This is a genomic window from Dyadobacter sp. BE31, from assembly GCF_031457695.1.
Classification (GTDB): Bacteria; Bacteroidota; Bacteroidia; order Cytophagales; family Spirosomataceae; genus Dyadobacter.
This window is the reverse complement of the sequence record NZ_JAVDXA010000005.1, coordinates 40,685-56,325: the sequence shown is the minus strand read 5'-3', so window position 1 is coordinate 56,325 and position 15,641 is coordinate 40,685. Positions and strand designations below refer to the sequence as shown.

17 protein-coding genes are annotated in these 15,641 nt (G+C 48.3%); 10 read left to right on the top strand and 7 right to left on the bottom strand.

The window, feature by feature from the left end:
- The first annotated feature begins 40 nt into the window (after positions 1-40).
- From J2Y43_RS23485 to J2Y43_RS23475, 3 genes are all read left to right on the top strand, one after another.
- Positions 41-1,120 carry a type I restriction endonuclease gene (locus tag J2Y43_RS23485; RefSeq protein WP_309988814.1) on the top strand — a complete coding sequence of 360 codons (1,080 nt, stop codon included), beginning with the start codon at positions 41-43 and terminating at the stop codon, positions 1,118-1,120.
- 268 nt (positions 1,121-1,388) lie between these two features.
- The gene (locus J2Y43_RS23480; protein ID WP_309988817.1) at positions 1,389-1,556 is read left to right on the top strand and encodes a hypothetical protein; all 168 of its coding nucleotides are present in this window, start codon (positions 1,389-1,391) and stop codon (positions 1,554-1,556) included.
- Between the two features lie 106 nt (positions 1,557-1,662).
- Entirely contained in the window at positions 1,663-2,040 is a 378-nt protein-coding gene (locus J2Y43_RS23475; protein ID WP_309988820.1) for a pentapeptide repeat-containing protein, read from the top strand.
- A gap of 30 nt (positions 2,041-2,070) precedes the next feature.
- On the opposite strand, the gene J2Y43_RS23470 is transcribed toward J2Y43_RS23475, so the two are convergent.
- Together J2Y43_RS23470 and J2Y43_RS23465 are read right to left on the bottom strand one after the other, a co-directional pair.
- On the bottom strand, positions 2,071-5,313 hold the full coding sequence (locus J2Y43_RS23470) for a T9SS type A sorting domain-containing protein (RefSeq protein WP_309988822.1): 3,243 nt from the start codon (positions 5,311-5,313) through the stop codon (positions 2,071-2,073).
- A 262-nt stretch (positions 5,314-5,575) separates the two neighbouring features.
- Positions 5,576-6,157, bottom strand: a complete 582-nt coding sequence (locus tag J2Y43_RS23465) for a hypothetical protein (protein ID WP_309988825.1) — start codon at positions 6,155-6,157, stop codon at positions 5,576-5,578.
- Between the two features lie 147 nt (positions 6,158-6,304).
- Here J2Y43_RS23465 and J2Y43_RS23460 point away from each other — a divergent pair, with 147 nt between their 5' ends.
- The gene (locus J2Y43_RS23460; RefSeq protein ID WP_309988827.1) at positions 6,305-6,910 is read left to right on the top strand and encodes a Crp/Fnr family transcriptional regulator; all 606 of its coding nucleotides are present in this window, start codon (positions 6,305-6,307) and stop codon (positions 6,908-6,910) included.
- 67 nt (positions 6,911-6,977) lie between these two features.
- Positions 6,978-7,646 carry an FAD-binding oxidoreductase gene (locus J2Y43_RS23455; RefSeq protein ID WP_309988830.1) on the top strand — a complete coding sequence of 223 codons (669 nt, stop codon included), beginning with the start codon at positions 6,978-6,980 and terminating at the stop codon, positions 7,644-7,646.
- Positions 7,647-7,659: 13 nt separating this feature from the next.
- On the opposite strand, the gene J2Y43_RS23450 is transcribed toward J2Y43_RS23455, so the two are convergent.
- Both J2Y43_RS23450 and J2Y43_RS23445 read right to left on the bottom strand, forming a co-directional pair.
- Positions 7,660-8,319: an ATP-binding cassette domain-containing protein gene (locus J2Y43_RS23450; RefSeq protein ID WP_309988833.1), complete on the bottom strand. Its 660-nt coding sequence runs from the start codon at positions 8,317-8,319 to the stop codon at positions 7,660-7,662.
- A 4-nt stretch (positions 8,320-8,323) separates the two neighbouring features.
- Positions 8,324-8,641: a hypothetical protein gene (locus J2Y43_RS23445; RefSeq protein WP_309988836.1), complete on the bottom strand. Its 318-nt coding sequence runs from the start codon at positions 8,639-8,641 to the stop codon at positions 8,324-8,326.
- A 178-nt stretch (positions 8,642-8,819) separates the two neighbouring features.
- Here J2Y43_RS23445 and J2Y43_RS23440 point away from each other — a divergent pair, with 178 nt between their 5' ends.
- The 3 genes from J2Y43_RS23440 (at position 8,820) to J2Y43_RS23430 (ending at position 11,807) form a co-directional block, all read left to right on the top strand.
- Positions 8,820-10,073: a hypothetical protein gene (locus J2Y43_RS23440; RefSeq protein ID WP_309988839.1), complete on the top strand. Its 1,254-nt coding sequence runs from the start codon at positions 8,820-8,822 to the stop codon at positions 10,071-10,073.
- An 88-nt stretch (positions 10,074-10,161) separates the two neighbouring features.
- Positions 10,162-10,530 carry a BlaI/MecI/CopY family transcriptional regulator gene (locus tag J2Y43_RS23435; RefSeq protein ID WP_309988841.1) on the top strand — a complete coding sequence of 123 codons (369 nt, stop codon included), beginning with the start codon at positions 10,162-10,164 and terminating at the stop codon, positions 10,528-10,530.
- Positions 10,531-10,532: 2 nt separating this feature from the next.
- Positions 10,533-11,807, top strand: coding sequence for a M56 family metallopeptidase (locus J2Y43_RS23430; protein WP_309988843.1), 1,275 nt, complete (start codon positions 10,533-10,535; stop codon positions 11,805-11,807).
- Between the two features lie 132 nt (positions 11,808-11,939).
- On the opposite strand, the gene J2Y43_RS23425 is transcribed toward J2Y43_RS23430, so the two are convergent.
- Positions 11,940-12,485: a CopD family protein gene (locus J2Y43_RS23425; RefSeq protein WP_309988845.1), complete on the bottom strand. Its 546-nt coding sequence runs from the start codon at positions 12,483-12,485 to the stop codon at positions 11,940-11,942.
- Positions 12,486-12,630: 145 nt separating this feature from the next.
- Here J2Y43_RS23425 and msrA point away from each other — a divergent pair, with 145 nt between their 5' ends.
- Together msrA and J2Y43_RS23415 are read left to right on the top strand one after the other, a co-directional pair.
- Positions 12,631-13,317: a peptide-methionine (S)-S-oxide reductase MsrA gene (gene msrA, locus J2Y43_RS23420; RefSeq protein ID WP_309988967.1), complete on the top strand. Its 687-nt coding sequence runs from the start codon at positions 12,631-12,633 to the stop codon at positions 13,315-13,317.
- A 141-nt stretch (positions 13,318-13,458) separates the two neighbouring features.
- On the top strand, positions 13,459-13,983 hold the full coding sequence (locus tag J2Y43_RS23415; protein WP_309988848.1) for a hypothetical protein: 525 nt from the start codon (positions 13,459-13,461) through the stop codon (positions 13,981-13,983).
- A gap of 67 nt (positions 13,984-14,050) precedes the next feature.
- On the opposite strand, the gene J2Y43_RS23410 is transcribed toward J2Y43_RS23415, so the two are convergent.
- Positions 14,051-14,851, bottom strand: a complete 801-nt coding sequence (locus tag J2Y43_RS23410; RefSeq protein WP_309988851.1) for a hypothetical protein — start codon at positions 14,849-14,851, stop codon at positions 14,051-14,053.
- A 57-nt stretch (positions 14,852-14,908) separates the two neighbouring features.
- Positions 14,909-15,637, bottom strand: coding sequence for a hypothetical protein (locus J2Y43_RS23405; protein WP_309988855.1), 729 nt, complete (start codon positions 15,635-15,637; stop codon positions 14,909-14,911).
- Between the last annotated feature and the right edge of the window lie 4 nt (positions 15,638-15,641).

Below are 15,641 nucleotides of genomic sequence, written 5' to 3'. Positions count from 1 at the left end.
CCTCCTTAAAAAATATCATTGATAAAAACCCTTCATTATCATGGACTTTAAAGATCAGATCAAACAATTTAGCGAGCGTGTATCTAAATTAAAGGATAACATCCACACCGAAGAGGCCACAAAGAATGCCTTTATTATGCCATTCTTACAGATTTTAGGATACGACGTATTTAATCCAATGGAAGTTGTTCCGGAATTTATATGCGATATCGGAATTAAAAAAGGGGAAAAAATAGATTATGCAATATTCCGGGATGGTGCTCCAATTGTCCTCGTAGAATGTAAGCATTGGAAACAAAAACTGGATGTCCACGACGGACAACTACTCCGCTATTTCCATGTGTCGAAAGCAAAGTTCTCCATGTTAACCAATGGATTGATTTTCAGATTCTACACTGATCTTGTTGAGCCCAACAAGATGGATGAAAAGCCTTTTCTGGAATTCAACATTGAAGAAATAAAGGACGGGCAAATAGAACAACTGAAGGAGTTTCATAAGGCATATTTCGATGTAGACAATATTTATCAATCAGCAAGTGAACTGAAATACATCAATGAGATTCGGCAATTAGTAAATCAGGAATTTCATGAACCCAACGATGAGTTTGTGAAATATTTTGCCAGACAGGTCTATCCATCTGTCGTAACATCCAAAGTTCTTGAAGCATTTCGCGTTTTAGTTAAACGGACAATTACAAACATCATAAACGACACCATTAACGATCGCTTGAAATCGGCTATCAGCAAGCCCGACTCTCCAATTCAAGAAGAACCGACACCTGTTGTTCTTTCTGCCGGAGCTAATACACAGGAGCGAGAAATTGTTACGACACAGGAAGAGCTCGAAGGATTTTATATAGTAAGATCACTATTACGCCAAAAAGTACCTTCCAGCCGCATTACTCACCGAGACGCACTCTCTTATTTTGCGATTTTCTTGGATGACAATAACAGGAAACCGCTTTGCCGCCTCTACCTCAACAATTCGAAAAAATACATTGGGATATTTGATTCCGAAAAAAAGGAATCAAAAGTTGAGATCCAGACAATCGATGATATCTATAAGTTCGGAAGCGAGCTAGATAGTACCATTGAAATATATTTAGATACTAAGAAGTAACTGTGAAAAAACAGGGCTAAAAGCCGTTTGGAAGTTTCAATTTGTATTTCAAACATCGAATTAAACACTTTGGAAAGTGCTAATCTATACGGTTGCATTCATCCAAAAATCCTGGGAATATTCGTATTCCTTTTAATCCGATGTAATATGAAAAAGCTTGGAAGATTTACCCTGTTATGGCGCGGGTGCGGCGAAAGTCCCCCGGACGCACACATCGTGAGCGTAAGGACGCCTTAGACAGGGCTCCACTTCAATCCTTTTAATTACGATGTACACACCTATCACCAACGAATCCCCGGATTCGTCACGCCTGGTGCATTACGGCCAGTTAGTTCAGGATTTACTTTCTCAAACCAGCCCGGATGAATGGATCGGCGACCTTTGGTCTATTTACAGCGGGTATTTTGTCCTGATTACACAGCAAATCCGTCGCTAATAACCCTCCCGGTTTTGCCAGGGCTCAGCTACTTTTACAACAGTAATGGCACCTGCCATCATCCTCGGTTGAGTAGCCCGTTTTCATCTTAAATAACACAATCACCATGGAAACCATCAAACAAATCACGCTCGATAGCGAATGCGCGGTCATCACGGCGAATCGTGTAATGCTCTCGGATTCGACATTCAACGACGTAAATATGAGTAACATATCGATTACCGACGCCAACCTGAGCGATTTGAAGATCGAAGGGGCGCAGTTGGGCGGGGCGGTGTTTGAGAACATCGGTATGTGCCCGCCGGATCACCCGATGTACGACCCGGATGCGGAACAGCGCCCTTTGCATTTCGAACACTGCGATCTCCACAAGAGCAAATTTGTGAATTGCGACCTCCGCGGTGTGGAGCTTTCAGGTTGTAATATAGAAGGGTTACGGATTAACGGGATACTCATTTCGGAATTACTGACAAGCAGGAGCTAGTCAAACCAGCTCCTGCCTGGTACACCGGAATCAGCGTGTGCGGATTATTTTAAACTGCCGCCGCTCTCCGCCGAGATCCAGTTGAATGATGTAATGACCTTCTTCAAGCAGCGATTTTTTCAAATCCATGCTTGCTTCGCCGTTTTTCACGTTGAACGCTTCACTGCGCAGTACTTTACCGGATGCATTTACGAGCGTCATTTTACCCGCTTTGCCTTCATAACCCGGCAGTGAAATTTTGAAGTGGTCCACCACCGGGTTTGGATATACGTAAGCCACATTTCCGCCGTCCAATTGTACACTTAGGATTTTACTGAATGCATAGCTTCCGTCCTCATCCACCATTTTCAACCGGTAATAGGTTTGTCCGTCGTTACTGGTCGATGGGTGACCGTCGGTGAGCGTGTAGCTATCAATACCTTCTTCAAAATCCACTTTCCCGAAAGCACCAAACTGCTTCGCATCGGCCGCTCGCTCGATTTCGAAATGGCTGAAATTGACTGCATCGGCGATTTGCCAATCGAGTTTTACAGCTTTTCCTTCGGGTTTAGCATTGAATGCGACCAGGCGAACAGGCAACGGCACATCAACCGTTTGCAGGACAAAGCCACTGAAACCCTGGGTATCGAAGCTCACTTCCCAACGTTTGAAGATGTCGTTCCAGACAATGTCATTATCGGCAGGATCTATGATTGTGGAGACAGCTGACGGATAGCTTCCCGGCAAACCGGTGCCGTCACTGCTGGTACCTGCATATTTCCCCACGCGGAGGTTCGCCTTGCCGGAAGCGTCACCTGCATTGGCAGGGAGGTTCAGCGCACTGCCGGGCGCGGCATTGAATACACTAAAATCATCTTGCGAAAAATACAACGTTATGCGTCCTGTGGCAGTTGCGGCATTCTGCTGCGGCGTAATTTCGTAATGGCGCGCCACAAATGCGTTGCCGCCATACGTGGGAACACTGGTTTCCAACCACGCTTTGGCGCTCACGTTCCCGGTAAGCGGGCTCGCACCTTTCGATTCGACGGTAGCGATAATGCGGCAGCCGGTCCCGCCCATGATCGAGGCAGTCTGCGAAGGATTGATTGCCGCGGAGCCGGTGTCGGAGTTTTTGGAAAGGAAAGGCGCTCCCGTAGGATAGTACAGCACTATTTTCCCGGAAAATACTACGATGAGATAATCATACACGTCATTGTATTCGCTTCGCCAGCTGCCAATAACGCTGTTACAATCATTGATTTCTCCCGCGACGCCAGTCAGGCCATTTCCCCATGTCACCGCACCCGCCTGGCTGTACTCTCGCGAATTAACGTAGTAATCACCATTTGGAAGTTTCACTATCCCGTCGATACCGATGCGGTCGCTGGCATAAGTCCCAACCAGGGAATTCGCGCTGCTCACAGCACCACTAATCCCGGTTGTCCCGTTTGCAAACGTAAGTGCGCCGGCATACTGGGCTGTACCGTTCCATGCGTTGCTGCTTACCACATAATTGCCATTCGCGAGAGGAAATACATAATTACCCACGAAGTCATTGGGATGAGTCCCGTAAAGAGAATTACCGGCATCAGGGCTTCCTGTTCGTCCCGTTGTTCCATCCGCCCAGGTTGCCAGGCCAGCCATTTCCACTCCATTAAAATTGTTGACATGACTTTGTATCACATAATTGCCGTTCGTCAATGCGGTCGTATAGAATGAGGCTATGTTATCGTCCTGTTTCGTCCCAATGAATGAATTGGCCGCAGTTACTTCCCCCACCCGGCCGGTAGCTCCATCACACCACGTCGCGGCACCTACTCTTAGTTTAGCTCCATCACTCCAAAGCGGACTGGTCACCACATAATTGCCATTCGTAAGCGCCCTCGCTCCCAAATGCCCCACGCGGTCCATCGCAACTGTTCCTACCAATGAATTAGCCGGGCTTACTGCTCCTGTGATTCCGGTAGCCCCATTGCCCCAGGTAACCGCCCCGGCCCATTTCAGGCCATTCCGGTTCCAGTTATGGCTTATTACCACATAATTGCCATTCGTAAGTGGCACCACAGTTTCCAGCGGCCCCATACTTTCCAGTGAGAAGATCTGCCAGGTAACCGGCTGCGATCCTCCGACATAATCGGTACCGTCGGTCCCCACGAGTGAGTTCGAACTGCTTACCAGTCCGAAAGTACCAGTCGAGCCGTTGCCCCAGGTTACGGCACCCGCATTCTCGGCTGCGCCATTTTTCCAGAACGGGCTGCTTGTCACATAGTTTCCATTCGAAAGTGCGACGGGTTTGAAAATCCCTACCTTATCCTTGGCACTACCCCCTATCAACGAATTGGCGGCACTGGCCACCCCTACACGCCCGGTTGTGCCACTGCACCAGGTTATGGCGCCCGCGCTGTCGAGAGCCGCATTCTTCCAGGCCGGGCTGCTCACTACATAATTGCCGTTAGTGAGGGCTGTCAGCCGCGGGGTATCATCATCCAAACCGCCGCCGCCCAGCCGCTCGTTGGCCGTGGCACCCACGAGCGAATTGGCCGTTCCCACCACGCCTGTACGCCCCGTGGAGCCGTCACACCAGGTAACTGCGCCCACATTTTGCACCCCGCCATTGTCCCACGAGGGAGACGGGACTACGTAATTACCATTGGGCAAAGCCAATACCGGGCTCCATCCCACATAATCCCCGGTACTGTTGCCTACCAGTGAGTTGGCGGCGCTCACGACGCCTACGAGGCCGGTGTTGCCATTACACCATGTAACAGCACCCAATGTGTTCTTTCCTGCATTCCGCCAGCTGTATGTTCTAACCACGTAATGCCCGTTGGATAATATGGTAATCCCATTGACTCCCACCTGGTCCGAGGCCGTATTTCCGATTAGCGAATTTGAAGCATTGACCACCCCGTTGAGGCCGGTAACACCGTTTACCCAGGTTACTGCCCCTACATACGCCTTGCCGCCATCGCTCCAATTGTCGCTCACCACCACGAAATTTCCGTTGGGTAATGCAAAAATCTTCCGTCCGATCAGGTCTCCGGCTTTTTCACCTTTGAGTGTGCTGATCACCTCCAAAGTATTCCCGTCGTAAAGCAATACAATCCCAATATTGGATTTCCCTGGCTCGTCGTAACCCTGGCTGGATATCACAAAATTCCCATTGGTAAGAACCGTCGTAACAAACGAACTGACTCCTGTGGGAAGCTGAATTTCCCTGGTCTGGGCGTGGGCTTGAATGGAAATAGTTCCGGCAAGAAGGCCCGAAAGGGCGAAACTTAACAATTTTCTCATACAGCGTCGTTGATCAGTATTGGGTATTTGCGAGAATGGAAGTTGGCCGGTCAGCAGGAGCGCAACCAGCGGGATGAATCGCAGATTAATTTTCATAGCGTCGTGTATCAAGTTTTAAAAGCAGGTACATAAACGATATGTAACTGCTTAATGCCTTGACGAAGATATGATAATTCCGCTCAGTTCCCTCAGTTGTAAAACGATAGGTTCTGCCGATAATTTAACGGTAACGTCCGGCACTATTTACACAAATTTACCAAGCTCAAAACCGTACGCTCAATCCACCACTAAATACCCCTTTATACCCATAACCCAACTCCATATATACACCCACCTTATCACCTATCCGCAATCCGGCGGGCGTCACCTGGAACGTGTAGCCGAATTCGGTTTCGGTCTGTACTTCATAAAAGCTTTTACGTTTGACAAAAAAACCGACACCCGCCGTGCCATAAAATTGAAATGCACGCTGTTTTGCCCAGTATACAGTTGCCTCACCAGCGCTGGTTAGCGAACGTCGTTTCCAGCGGTCGTTAATGGCAAAATCGGGTATCCATCGGTCCGGCGACGGGTTGTATACCGAAGTTCCGCCTACTGCCAGCCTTTCCGAAAGATTGTACTTATAGCTCAGCGACCAGGCTGCACCCGGGACCGTCACTTCTTCTGGATCGTTGATCAACGCACTGATTAAAAGTATAATAGCATCCGAAAAAGCATTTTCCGAAGCCATCATCCCGCCTCCGGCATTTAGTTCGCTTTTTCCTTTATCCTGTGATTCTGCCGGCGTGGGCACGCAGCATAATATTCCTGACAAAATGAACATTTTAATCAAAGGGGTTTTCATAGCGAGTAGTTTTTTGTCCTGCTCAAATTAACTTCACGACTATTATTTTATACCTTGTCCAAAGACATCAATTAGGCATGTCGTACGACAAGATTTCGCATTGTCGTATAACATGCATCGGCATCCATTTTCATTTCAATTATACAAATGCGACTCTCCGAAGAATTAAAACCGTTATATCATTTACTGGAAGCCTCCAAATTCATGGTTTCGGAGGAAATCAGGGAGAAGTTTCAGCGAAACCTGAAAAGGTTTATGATTCCAAAAGGACGCGTGCTGGTCGATTTGGGACAGGTTAGTCCGTCTTTGTATTTTATTGAAAAAGGGATCATGCGTACGTATTATCTGCGCGGGTCCGAGGATATTACTTCGCTGCTGGTCTCGGAAGGCGATATCGTTTGCATTGCGGAAAGTTTTTTATTGCAAAAGCTTTCAAACGAAGTTTTGGAAACCCTGGAAGACACTACCGTTTATGCGATTTCCTATGATTCATACCGGAAACTGGTGGAAGAAGATGCTTACATGGGCAAGCTGGCGGTGAAGCTCCTGGAACAACACCTCATTAATTTTACGGATAAGGTGAAAGTCTTCAAATATCTGTCGGTTGAAGAGCGCATCGCGTATTATATTGCTCAGCCGTCGTCACTTTTCCGCCGCATTCCCGATCATTACATTGCAACTTACCTCGGCACTACGCCGGCCACATTCAGCCGCTGCCTGAAAACCATGCAATTCGACAAAACCCGCCCTTGACACCACCGCTGTGAGTGCGTATTTTGCATAAAGTTTGCATCCACAACTCCCCCAAAAACCTACCGCCATGGCCGATTATTCCGTCAAACTGCTCGCCAAAAAGCCTGTTACACATAATGTAAATGCCTATACGGTGGAGAAGCCGGCGGGTTTCACCTATACGCCCGGCCAGGCGACGGATTTCTCGATACAAAAAGACCCGTGGACGACAGAAAAGCGGCCCTTCACTTTTACATCGCTGCCTTCCGCGGATACGCTCGAATTCACGATCAAGTCTTATACCGACCATGATGGCGTAACGAATGCATTGACGAAAGTCCAGCCGGGCGACCATTTCGAGATCAGCGACGCCTGGGGCGCCATCGAATACAAGGGCGAAGGCGTATTTCTCGCGGGAGGTGCCGGCATCACGCCGTTTCTGGCGATTTTCAGGGATTTGTATTCCAAAGGAGAGGTCGGGGCGAACCAACTTTTCTTCTCCAACCGTACTACGGCCGACATTATCCTCAAAGAAGAGCTTGAAAAGATGCTGGGCGACCATTTCTTTAACCTTATCTCAGGCGAAAATGCAGAAGGTTACTACCACGGCCGCATCGACAAGGCTTTCCTGCAAAAACACATCACCCATTTCGACCAGCCGTTCTACGTCTGCGGGCCGGATGCATTCACGGAATCGATACTGAAAGCATTAGAAGAACTGGGTGCGAAGGCTGAGACATTGGTATTTGAAAAGTAAACCCTGCCCGTAGTCAGATATAACCGAATGTTTCCAGTTCGGCATAGGTGTCTTTGAGCAGCACGCTCCGTCCTACGGGCACGATCAGGTACGTTTCATCCGCGAGGCCGAGTACTTCTTCATAGGCATGGTCTGAAATGAGAATGCCTTTCCGGGCCTTTTGTTCCAGAATTACCTTTTCCATTTGCTCTACATTGATGGGTGAGAGCGCCGCAAAAGGCTCATCCAGCAATGTAAATGCGACTGGCATCAGCAAAACGAGCAACGTTCCGACCAGCCGACGGCTACCGGTCGATAAATCACCTATCCGGGTGCGTCCATATTGTTCGAGGCTTTCAAAATGGTGGCATAATGCCATAAAATCGACATCATACAACCTACACACGTCGCTCACGCGCAGGCTCGCGGGTAGAAACGGATGCTGAGGCAGGTAGCTGATTAGTCCGGGATGTTGGTACGGATGTGAAAAATAGTCACGATCAACCCTCACGGACTGGCTCTGTCCGCGGAGCGTTCCAAACATCATCTGCATCAGGCTGGATTTCCCGGTCCCGTTACGGCCCAACAACCCGGTAATATGGCCGGTTTGCAGCTTAATGTAAATATTTTGAAGAATTTTTTGTCCCTCATATTCCAGCCACATGCTGTCCGCTTCGAGAATACGGCTGTTCATCTTACTAATCGGCAGATAATTGGATGGCAGCCATTGACAAAGCGAAGAGGACAAAATCTGTGATGAAAGCCGAGGTGAAAAGCTGTCGTCCGGAAAGATTTGCGTTAGCATAAAAGAAAAACAGATGTGCATACCGGCGACGCAAAACGTAAATGGTGATGCCTTGCAGGAAACATTTGAAAAGGATCAGCGCAGGTATTAATACGTACAGATCACGGCCTGTCGGCCGCCGTAATGCAAACCACGCGATCATTGGAATAGCCCACAGATAGAATCCAAACGAACGGTAAAAGATGGCTAACAGATGCAGTTTTGTCTTCATTCAGAGCACCTTAACGATTGATATTCGCTAAAATAATAGCCGACTTTCCAATTCATTCGGGTTTAAGGATTTTTAACAACTTCCCTAGCAAGTGATTTTCAAAATCACCGGTTTTTCCATACAACCATTTCAACGCAAAAATGCCTCTTTAAGCACCAGGCCCATTACTTCTGTCTGCATGAAATACCTTTTACCGCTGCTTCTGATCCTGCTGAAAATGTCAGCTGCGGCTGCGCAGGACACGATTCGCGTGACTTACAGCGAAGAATTTGACACACTGACTGTCCGCCAGAAGTTTATCGACCGCTATGATAATGTATTCATGACACGCGTTCCTACGAAACACATTGTCAAGGCGGGGTACCGCACTTCCGACATCAGGGGTATTGGCATCGGAATCGATATCAGTTATGAATATAAGCTGTTCCCTGCCCTTTCTCTGGAAGCCACCTTGCGTGGCCAGACGAATGCACCGAACGATGCCATTTATAGCCACACATTTGTCAAACCATGGCGCGGTTACACATGGCTCGGCGCAAAAGCCCGCTGGTATTACACCATGCCCGGGAGGATTCGAAAAGGGCTCAATGCAAACAATTTCAGCGGGGCTTACCTGGCAATGTCTTACGAACAACCGTTGAAATCGACACGCAAGTGGGAGATTAATCCATACAAGCGGGTGATAGGAATTACACCTGGCTTTCAGAGCCGCTTTCTGAATTGGGGACATATCGATGTTTCGTTCGGGGCCTATTACATCGAGCCGGGGCCGAGCCAGGCATCGAGGCACCCTCTGTTTCCAGACGAAAGCAAGTCCGACTTCAAACAAAATGTTATTTTTTCAACTCAAATGACTGTTGGAATTGCACTCGGGGACTGGAAACGCTCCCGGCCGTCACAATTATGTGAAATGCTGCTGTGCGATGAAGAGGTTCACAATCAATGGAAGGTACGCTTTCCGGAATTAAGCATTGGCTTAAATCACAGGTCATTACGTGCAGGCATTGCACGGGAAGCCAAGTTTGGCAAAAGCCCCTTTTCCCTGGACATAAATGCTAATGCCGAATTTTACGATAAGTCGCCGGACGGCATACGTGGATTTTCAATCAGAGCGGGCCTGCAAGCGCGGTACTATTTTTTACAGCGTATGCAAATCCGACATGGCAGGTCAGGCGATAATCTCTCCGGCTTCTACGTCGCATTCGAAGCCGCAAGTGTTCGTACGAAGTATAAAAGTTATGCGTACGGCCACCAAATGAATAAACGATACTGGTCATTTTCACCATCGATTGGTTTTCAGCAACGACTGTTTAAGCATATTTATGTAGATACAAACGTCGGTTATAATGTAATCCCGACGGCCGTAGAATACCCTTATGATGCACTTCACCGGCGCTATTCTGCAAAACTCGCGCTCGGCTTCTCATTCTAATTATCCGAATTGACATCGTCAGTACCATTTTCAAATATTTTAACGAAATATAAGTTTGATAACTAAATTTTAGTTATACCTTTGGATCATGGAACCGATTACCCATTCTGAAGAAAACATCATGCGCATTCTCTGGGAGCTTGGAGAAGGCGTTGTCCATGACATTATTGAAAAATTGCCTGAGCCGAAGCCGCCTTATACCACGGTGTCGTCGATTGTACGGTTACTGGAAAAGAAGGGCTTTATTGATCACAAGGCTTACGGGAAGACTTATGTATACTTCCCTGCCATTACCCGCGAACAGTATGCACGGCGGTCGTTTTCCGATTTAATGAAGCATTATTTCCAGGGGTCCCCAAAGAATGTCGTTTCGTTTATGATGGAGGAAAACAACTTGAAACCGGACGAAATCGATGATTTGAAGCAACTGATAGATTCCTACTACCTCAAATCCTGATCATGATGGCCGGTATCTATTTGTTGGAAGTAAACCTGTGCCTCGCACTTGCCATCCTGCTTTACAGAATCGCATTTCAAGGCCTGACCTTCTTTACAGCCAACCGGTTATACCTTCTTTTCGCGGTCGTATTCAGCATCGTTGCACCCGCGTTGAAACTGCCACTCTTCTCCGGTCATTGGGAGGTGCCTTCGAACGTGTCTATGCGTTTCATTCCCAAACATGCATTGCCCGAAGTCATTGCGGGACATACTTCGCAATGGCACTTGCCGGATGTTTCGTACATCCTTTGGATAATTTATGGCTGCGTTACGGCCTGGCATTTGTACAAATTGTTAGCAGACATTCTCTCAGTCGCCCGGCTAATCAGGAAATATCCTTCCCGAAAACTGGGTAAGGTACGTCTGGTATTTGTCGGGAATGAAATGCCCGTCTCTTCTTTTTTCAATTACATTTTTATCAACCAAAAACTGCGCGACAGCGAATCATTACACACCTGCCTCGCGCATGAGCTGGTACATTGCAGGCAAGCGCACACGGGCGACTGGCTGCTCATTCGCTTCCTGAGTGCTTGCTGTTGGTTCAACCCGCTGATGCGTTTCTGGCGCCAGGCGATCACCATCAACCACGAATTTATCGCCGACGAACAGGCCGCCCGGCAAGCCGGGAGATTTCGCTATACACATTTACTCCTGGACCTGTCATCATCTACGCAAATCTCAACCCTGCATTACTTTTCATATTATGGTCAAATCAAATCACGGATTACCATGTTACATCAAACTCCATCCGGGGCCCTTAGCCGGCTCCGCTTTCTGGTAATATTGCCAGTGGCCGCATTAATGCTCTTCCTTTTCTCTTGCGAAAGACCGGCCAACGAAGCAAACAGCATTTCAGAATATCTCAACAAAGACCTCGTCGGCATTTGGGAAAATATGAATCGCATTACGATCAACGACAACGACGGCAAAACGCCCCGCGATTTCCCCGAACGCCCGGGCAATGTGCAAGTGTGCCTGTCGAAGCTCGAACTTAGGGCTGACGGCCATTTCGAAATGCAGGATGCTACGAATAACCACAAACTCACCGGAACGTGGCAAAGCAACAGCGCGGGCAACGAAGTGCAGCTTTTCTGCAATAAGGAGAAGTCAGGAACGTCTGTTATTGCCTTGCAGCTCGAAGGCGACGGAAATGGCGCTATGGAAGCCTGGCAGCATTACGCGGCCGACGAGAAGCTTTCTGCCGGCCGCGTGTTTTACGAATACAGAAAACTTTAAAATTTTTTGTTCTTAATAACTAAATTTTAGTTACAAAACGAAACAACAGTAATGCGAGTTGAGATTCATGAAGCAAAAAGCCCTTCGGACCACACATCCGAAGGGCTTCCTCTATTTTATTGATATCGAGTGCTACACTCCCGCCCTTTTCTCCCGCATTCGTTTCACGATGCGTACCGCGGTCATGATCACGATCGCGAATGCAATCAGTCCAAGCACGCCCCAGAGCCAGTCGACTGTATTCTTTAACACCACCAAAAACACGATGGAGAACAGGAATATCGTAGCTACCTCATTAAATAACCGCAATTGGAACGAACTATACCGAAACTTACCGGCACGGAGTTCCAGTAATATCTTCCGGGTAATGGAATGGTACGCTAACAGGCCAACTACGAACAAGAGTTTCAGCTTCATCCAGCCCTGATCGAGCCAGGCGGGCGTAATATAAAGCATGGCGGTGCCGCATAGCAATGCGAGCCAGCAGGCGGGGGTCATGATCGCATTGAACAGCAATTTCTCCATTTTGGTAAATTGCGCAAGGAGGATTTCGCGCTCGGGGCTAGGCTTATCGTTGGCTTCGGTGTGGTACACAAACAGCCTGGGCATATAGAAAAGCCCTGCAAACCAGCTCACTACGAAAATAATATGGAGCGCTTTGAAATGAAGATAGGTCATAAACTACCGCAGATTTGGTGCCGCCGGGATTTGACTCTTCCCCGATCTTTTGGCCTTCAAATTTCGTAAATATTATAGGATTACGGTGATAAAACTTTATTGACGCCGTAATCGTTACCGAAACAGTGATAACCCGTATTTCATGATGAGAACCACCATCCCGATTTTCACGTTTATATTTTTGTGCTGCGCGGCCCTCGTGTCGTGCGCGCAAACGGACAAAAAACACAAAAGCAAAATGGACAAAGAAACAGCCTCAACCGCACTCGACGAAAGCAACGTTGATACCGCGAACACACAAGTCGCAACATTTGGTACGGGATGTTTCTGGTGCACCGAGGCCGTGATGGAATCGCTGGAAGGCGTCAAAAAAGTGGTTTCCGGCTATTCGGGCGGGCATGACCCCAATCCCAACTATAAAGCCGTATGCACGGGTACCACCGGCCACGCGGAGTGTGTGGAAGTGACGTACGATCCCAAGGTGATCAGCTACGCCGACCTGCTGGAAGCATTCTTCCGCAGCCACGACCCTACCACGCTGAACCGCCAGGGAAATGATGTAGGAACGCAATACCGTTCAGTCATTTTTTACCATACCGACGAGCAGAAGCAGCTTGCGGAAACAGCTAAGGCTGAACTGGACAAATCGGGCGCTTACGCGAATCCGATTGTAACCGAAATCACCAAATTCCAGAAGTTTTACCCGGCCGAAGACTACCACCAGAATTATTTTGCCAACAATCCCGAGCAAGGCTACTGCGCCTTCGTGATTGCACCAAAACTGGACAAATTCAAAAAGGTCTTTAAGGATAAGCTCAGGAAGCACATCTGATTTTGGATTAAATAAAGATGGCGAAACCACTTATAAAGTGGGAAACTCCGGTTAATAACTATAAATGGCACAAGTTTTGAAGCATTGAAATAAAGGCTTTAATTTGTGCCATTATTCTTTAACAATAACTAATCTATTACGATGAAAAAGACTCTATTCATGCTGGTTGTTGCCGCTCTTTTCAGCGCAGCTTCCGAGAAGGCGTTCGCCCAATTTGAGAAAGGAGATAAATTATTGAATGCTGGTATCAACCTTGGTGGTACGTACGGCGGCGGTGGCGTCGGTGTAGGTGCTTCGTTCGAAGGTGGTATCCACGACTTCATCAGCGTTGGTGGCCAGTTCGACTACATGCACTGGGGATACGGCGGTGGTATTTATGGATATGGATGGAGTTATAACTTTATCAACATCGCTGCCAGAGGTTCTTACCACTATGGCAAGCATTTCCTGAAATTGGATAACCTTGACCTCTACGCTGGCCCTGCATTGGGTTACCGTGTTGCGAGCTCTTCTTATGATGGACTTGGTCACGATGCATATGGCAGCGGCGTTTTCGTTGGTGCATTTGCAGGTGCGAGATACTACTTTAAGCCAAATTTGGGTGTGTTTGCAGAGGTCGGCTACAATGCAGCCGCTTTGAAAGCAGGTATCGCCTTCAAATTCTAAGAAGTTCAAATCATAAAAAAGCGGGCTCCGAGGTATTCGGAGCCCGCTTTTTGTTTTCGGTAGTATATCAGAAATTCAATGCTAATGTCAGACTTCCCGCCCGCTGCTTTGGACTGAACGAGGGCCTGATACTAATCGTCAAAGGCTCTCCGCGACGGATCAGTTCCCGACGGATCCTGCTGGCCTTGGCGCCGTTCTTGCCGCCTTTCACAAACCCGACAGTACCGAATGTGATCGCGCCCGCAAAGCCTCCGAGCATCATGTATGCGCCCTTACGCGCACGCAGCTCATCCTGGTAGCTCTTATAATTGCCGTTGTCGTCCATAGCACTGACCACAATGCCCGTGCCGATCGCCGCCACAATGACGCCCACCGAAGTACCCGCAATACCCATTACCATCCCCGCTTTTGAACGCGTTTTGTAATAGGTATACATGCTCCGCAAATGCTCGGGTGAAGAATTTCTGACATCCTCTGCAAACTGCACCGATGGCTTTACCGGCCCATTAACAGGCTTGCGAGCCGCCGGACGCAGTTCCTGCGGCTTTGCGGCCGGAGCTGGTTTTGTAGGAGAATAGTAATTCTGCACTTCCAGCGTGGCTTCAAACGTTTCCTCTTCCCCGTTCCCATAGAGGATCGAGGCGATTTCGGACTTCTTAACGGAAAAAAGCGGCCCCTCGGGGTCGCTTATCTTCTTGTATTTCACAACCTGATCGTCCACTTCCTGGATATATACTTCCAGTTTGGACTCGTCGCGCAGCCTGATCACATCCGCCTTTCGTGGCGTCTGCGCATTTGCCTGGACGATAAATAATAGCATTAACATGGCTAGAAGCTGATTTTTCAGCTGTGGTAAAATTACTTTCATGTGGGAAGGACTTTTTGTAACTGATTTAACCCTATGAAAGTAATCAATTTACCGCAATCAGAACGTCAACCTCAGCCCGAGTTGTGCCGATTTATTGAACGGATCGACGCGCGGCGTAATGCTGAAAGTCGTCAACGGCTGGTTCCTACGTTGCAGTTCGTTCTTGATCTTTTCGGCCTTCTTGCTATGAATTTTATAATTCTTAAACCCGATTAACCCAAAAACGACACCTACCGCAGGCCCCGCAATCGCGAGCGAAGTTCCGATCGTCTTGTTATCCGGACTGTCGCCAGTGCTGGCTACGATAATGCCGGATACCAATGTTGCCACGGCCACCGAAGTAAATACGATGGCGCCTTGCTTGCCATCCATTGCGCGGTTATGGTGATACTCATATTTATCCCGTAGCTGATCTGAATTAGCCATCACCACGCTTTTCTCGAACGGGTCGGTGGGCAAATTGTTCATATCCGCATACTGTCCGACGCTATCGGGCGGAATACGGCCTGGGGGAATGGAGTCTTTGACATTGATTGTCTTGCCATTTTTCAGCAGCACCCGCGCCACCTGGTCCAGGTAAATGTAGGTTGCTGCGCTATCGGCCTTGCCCAGGTCACGATAGTTAATCTTTTCGTAGCTCATTTGCGTGATGAGCGCCTGGATGCGCGAACTGTCGCGCTTGATGATCACGTCGTTTTTCCGGCCGGTTTGCGCCATGGCGGCGAAGCTTACCAATGCAAACAGCAGTGGCAGGAAAGAGGTAGGTCGTAACGTGTGTGCCCGCATAGTT

What these genes read in the sequence shown, in the direction of transcription:
- J2Y43_RS23465 (WP_309988825.1), bottom strand. Translation starts at nt 6,157, where the DNA reads ATGAAAACCCCTTTGATTAAAATGTTCATTTTGTCAGGAATATTATGC.
- J2Y43_RS23435 (WP_309988841.1), top strand. Translation starts at nt 10,162, where the DNA reads ATGGAACCGATTACCCATTCTGAAGAAAACATCATGCGCATTCTCTGG.
- J2Y43_RS23425 (WP_309988845.1), bottom strand. Translation starts at nt 12,485, where the DNA reads ATGACCTATCTTCATTTCAAAGCGCTCCATATTATTTTCGTAGTGAGC.
- J2Y43_RS23475 (WP_309988820.1), top strand. Translation starts at nt 1,663, where the DNA reads ATGGAAACCATCAAACAAATCACGCTCGATAGCGAATGCGCGGTCATC.
- J2Y43_RS23470 (WP_309988822.1), bottom strand. Translation starts at nt 5,313, where the DNA reads ATGAGAAAATTGTTAAGTTTCGCCCTTTCGGGCCTTCTTGCCGGAACT.
- J2Y43_RS23450 (WP_309988833.1), bottom strand. Translation starts at nt 8,319, where the DNA reads ATGAACAGCCGTATTCTCGAAGCGGACAGCATGTGGCTGGAATATGAG.
- J2Y43_RS23410 (WP_309988851.1), bottom strand. Translation starts at nt 14,851, where the DNA reads ATGAAAGTAATTTTACCACAGCTGAAAAATCAGCTTCTAGCCATGTTA.
- J2Y43_RS23445 (WP_309988836.1), bottom strand. Translation starts at nt 8,641, where the DNA reads ATGAAGACAAAACTGCATCTGTTAGCCATCTTTTACCGTTCGTTTGGA.
- J2Y43_RS23460 (WP_309988827.1), top strand. Translation starts at nt 6,305, where the DNA reads ATGCGACTCTCCGAAGAATTAAAACCGTTATATCATTTACTGGAAGCC.
- J2Y43_RS23430 (WP_309988843.1), top strand. Translation starts at nt 10,533, where the DNA reads ATGATGGCCGGTATCTATTTGTTGGAAGTAAACCTGTGCCTCGCACTT.
- J2Y43_RS23455 (WP_309988830.1), top strand. Translation starts at nt 6,978, where the DNA reads ATGGCCGATTATTCCGTCAAACTGCTCGCCAAAAAGCCTGTTACACAT.
- msrA (WP_309988967.1), top strand. Translation starts at nt 12,631, where the DNA reads ATGAGAACCACCATCCCGATTTTCACGTTTATATTTTTGTGCTGCGCG.
- J2Y43_RS23485 (WP_309988814.1), top strand. Translation starts at nt 41, where the DNA reads ATGGACTTTAAAGATCAGATCAAACAATTTAGCGAGCGTGTATCTAAA.
- J2Y43_RS23415 (WP_309988848.1), top strand. Translation starts at nt 13,459, where the DNA reads ATGAAAAAGACTCTATTCATGCTGGTTGTTGCCGCTCTTTTCAGCGCA.
- J2Y43_RS23480 (WP_309988817.1), top strand. Translation starts at nt 1,389, where the DNA reads ATGTACACACCTATCACCAACGAATCCCCGGATTCGTCACGCCTGGTG.
- J2Y43_RS23440 (WP_309988839.1), top strand. Translation starts at nt 8,820, where the DNA reads ATGAAATACCTTTTACCGCTGCTTCTGATCCTGCTGAAAATGTCAGCT.
- J2Y43_RS23405 (WP_309988855.1), bottom strand. Translation starts at nt 15,637, where the DNA reads ATGCGGGCACACACGTTACGACCTACCTCTTTCCTGCCACTGCTGTTT.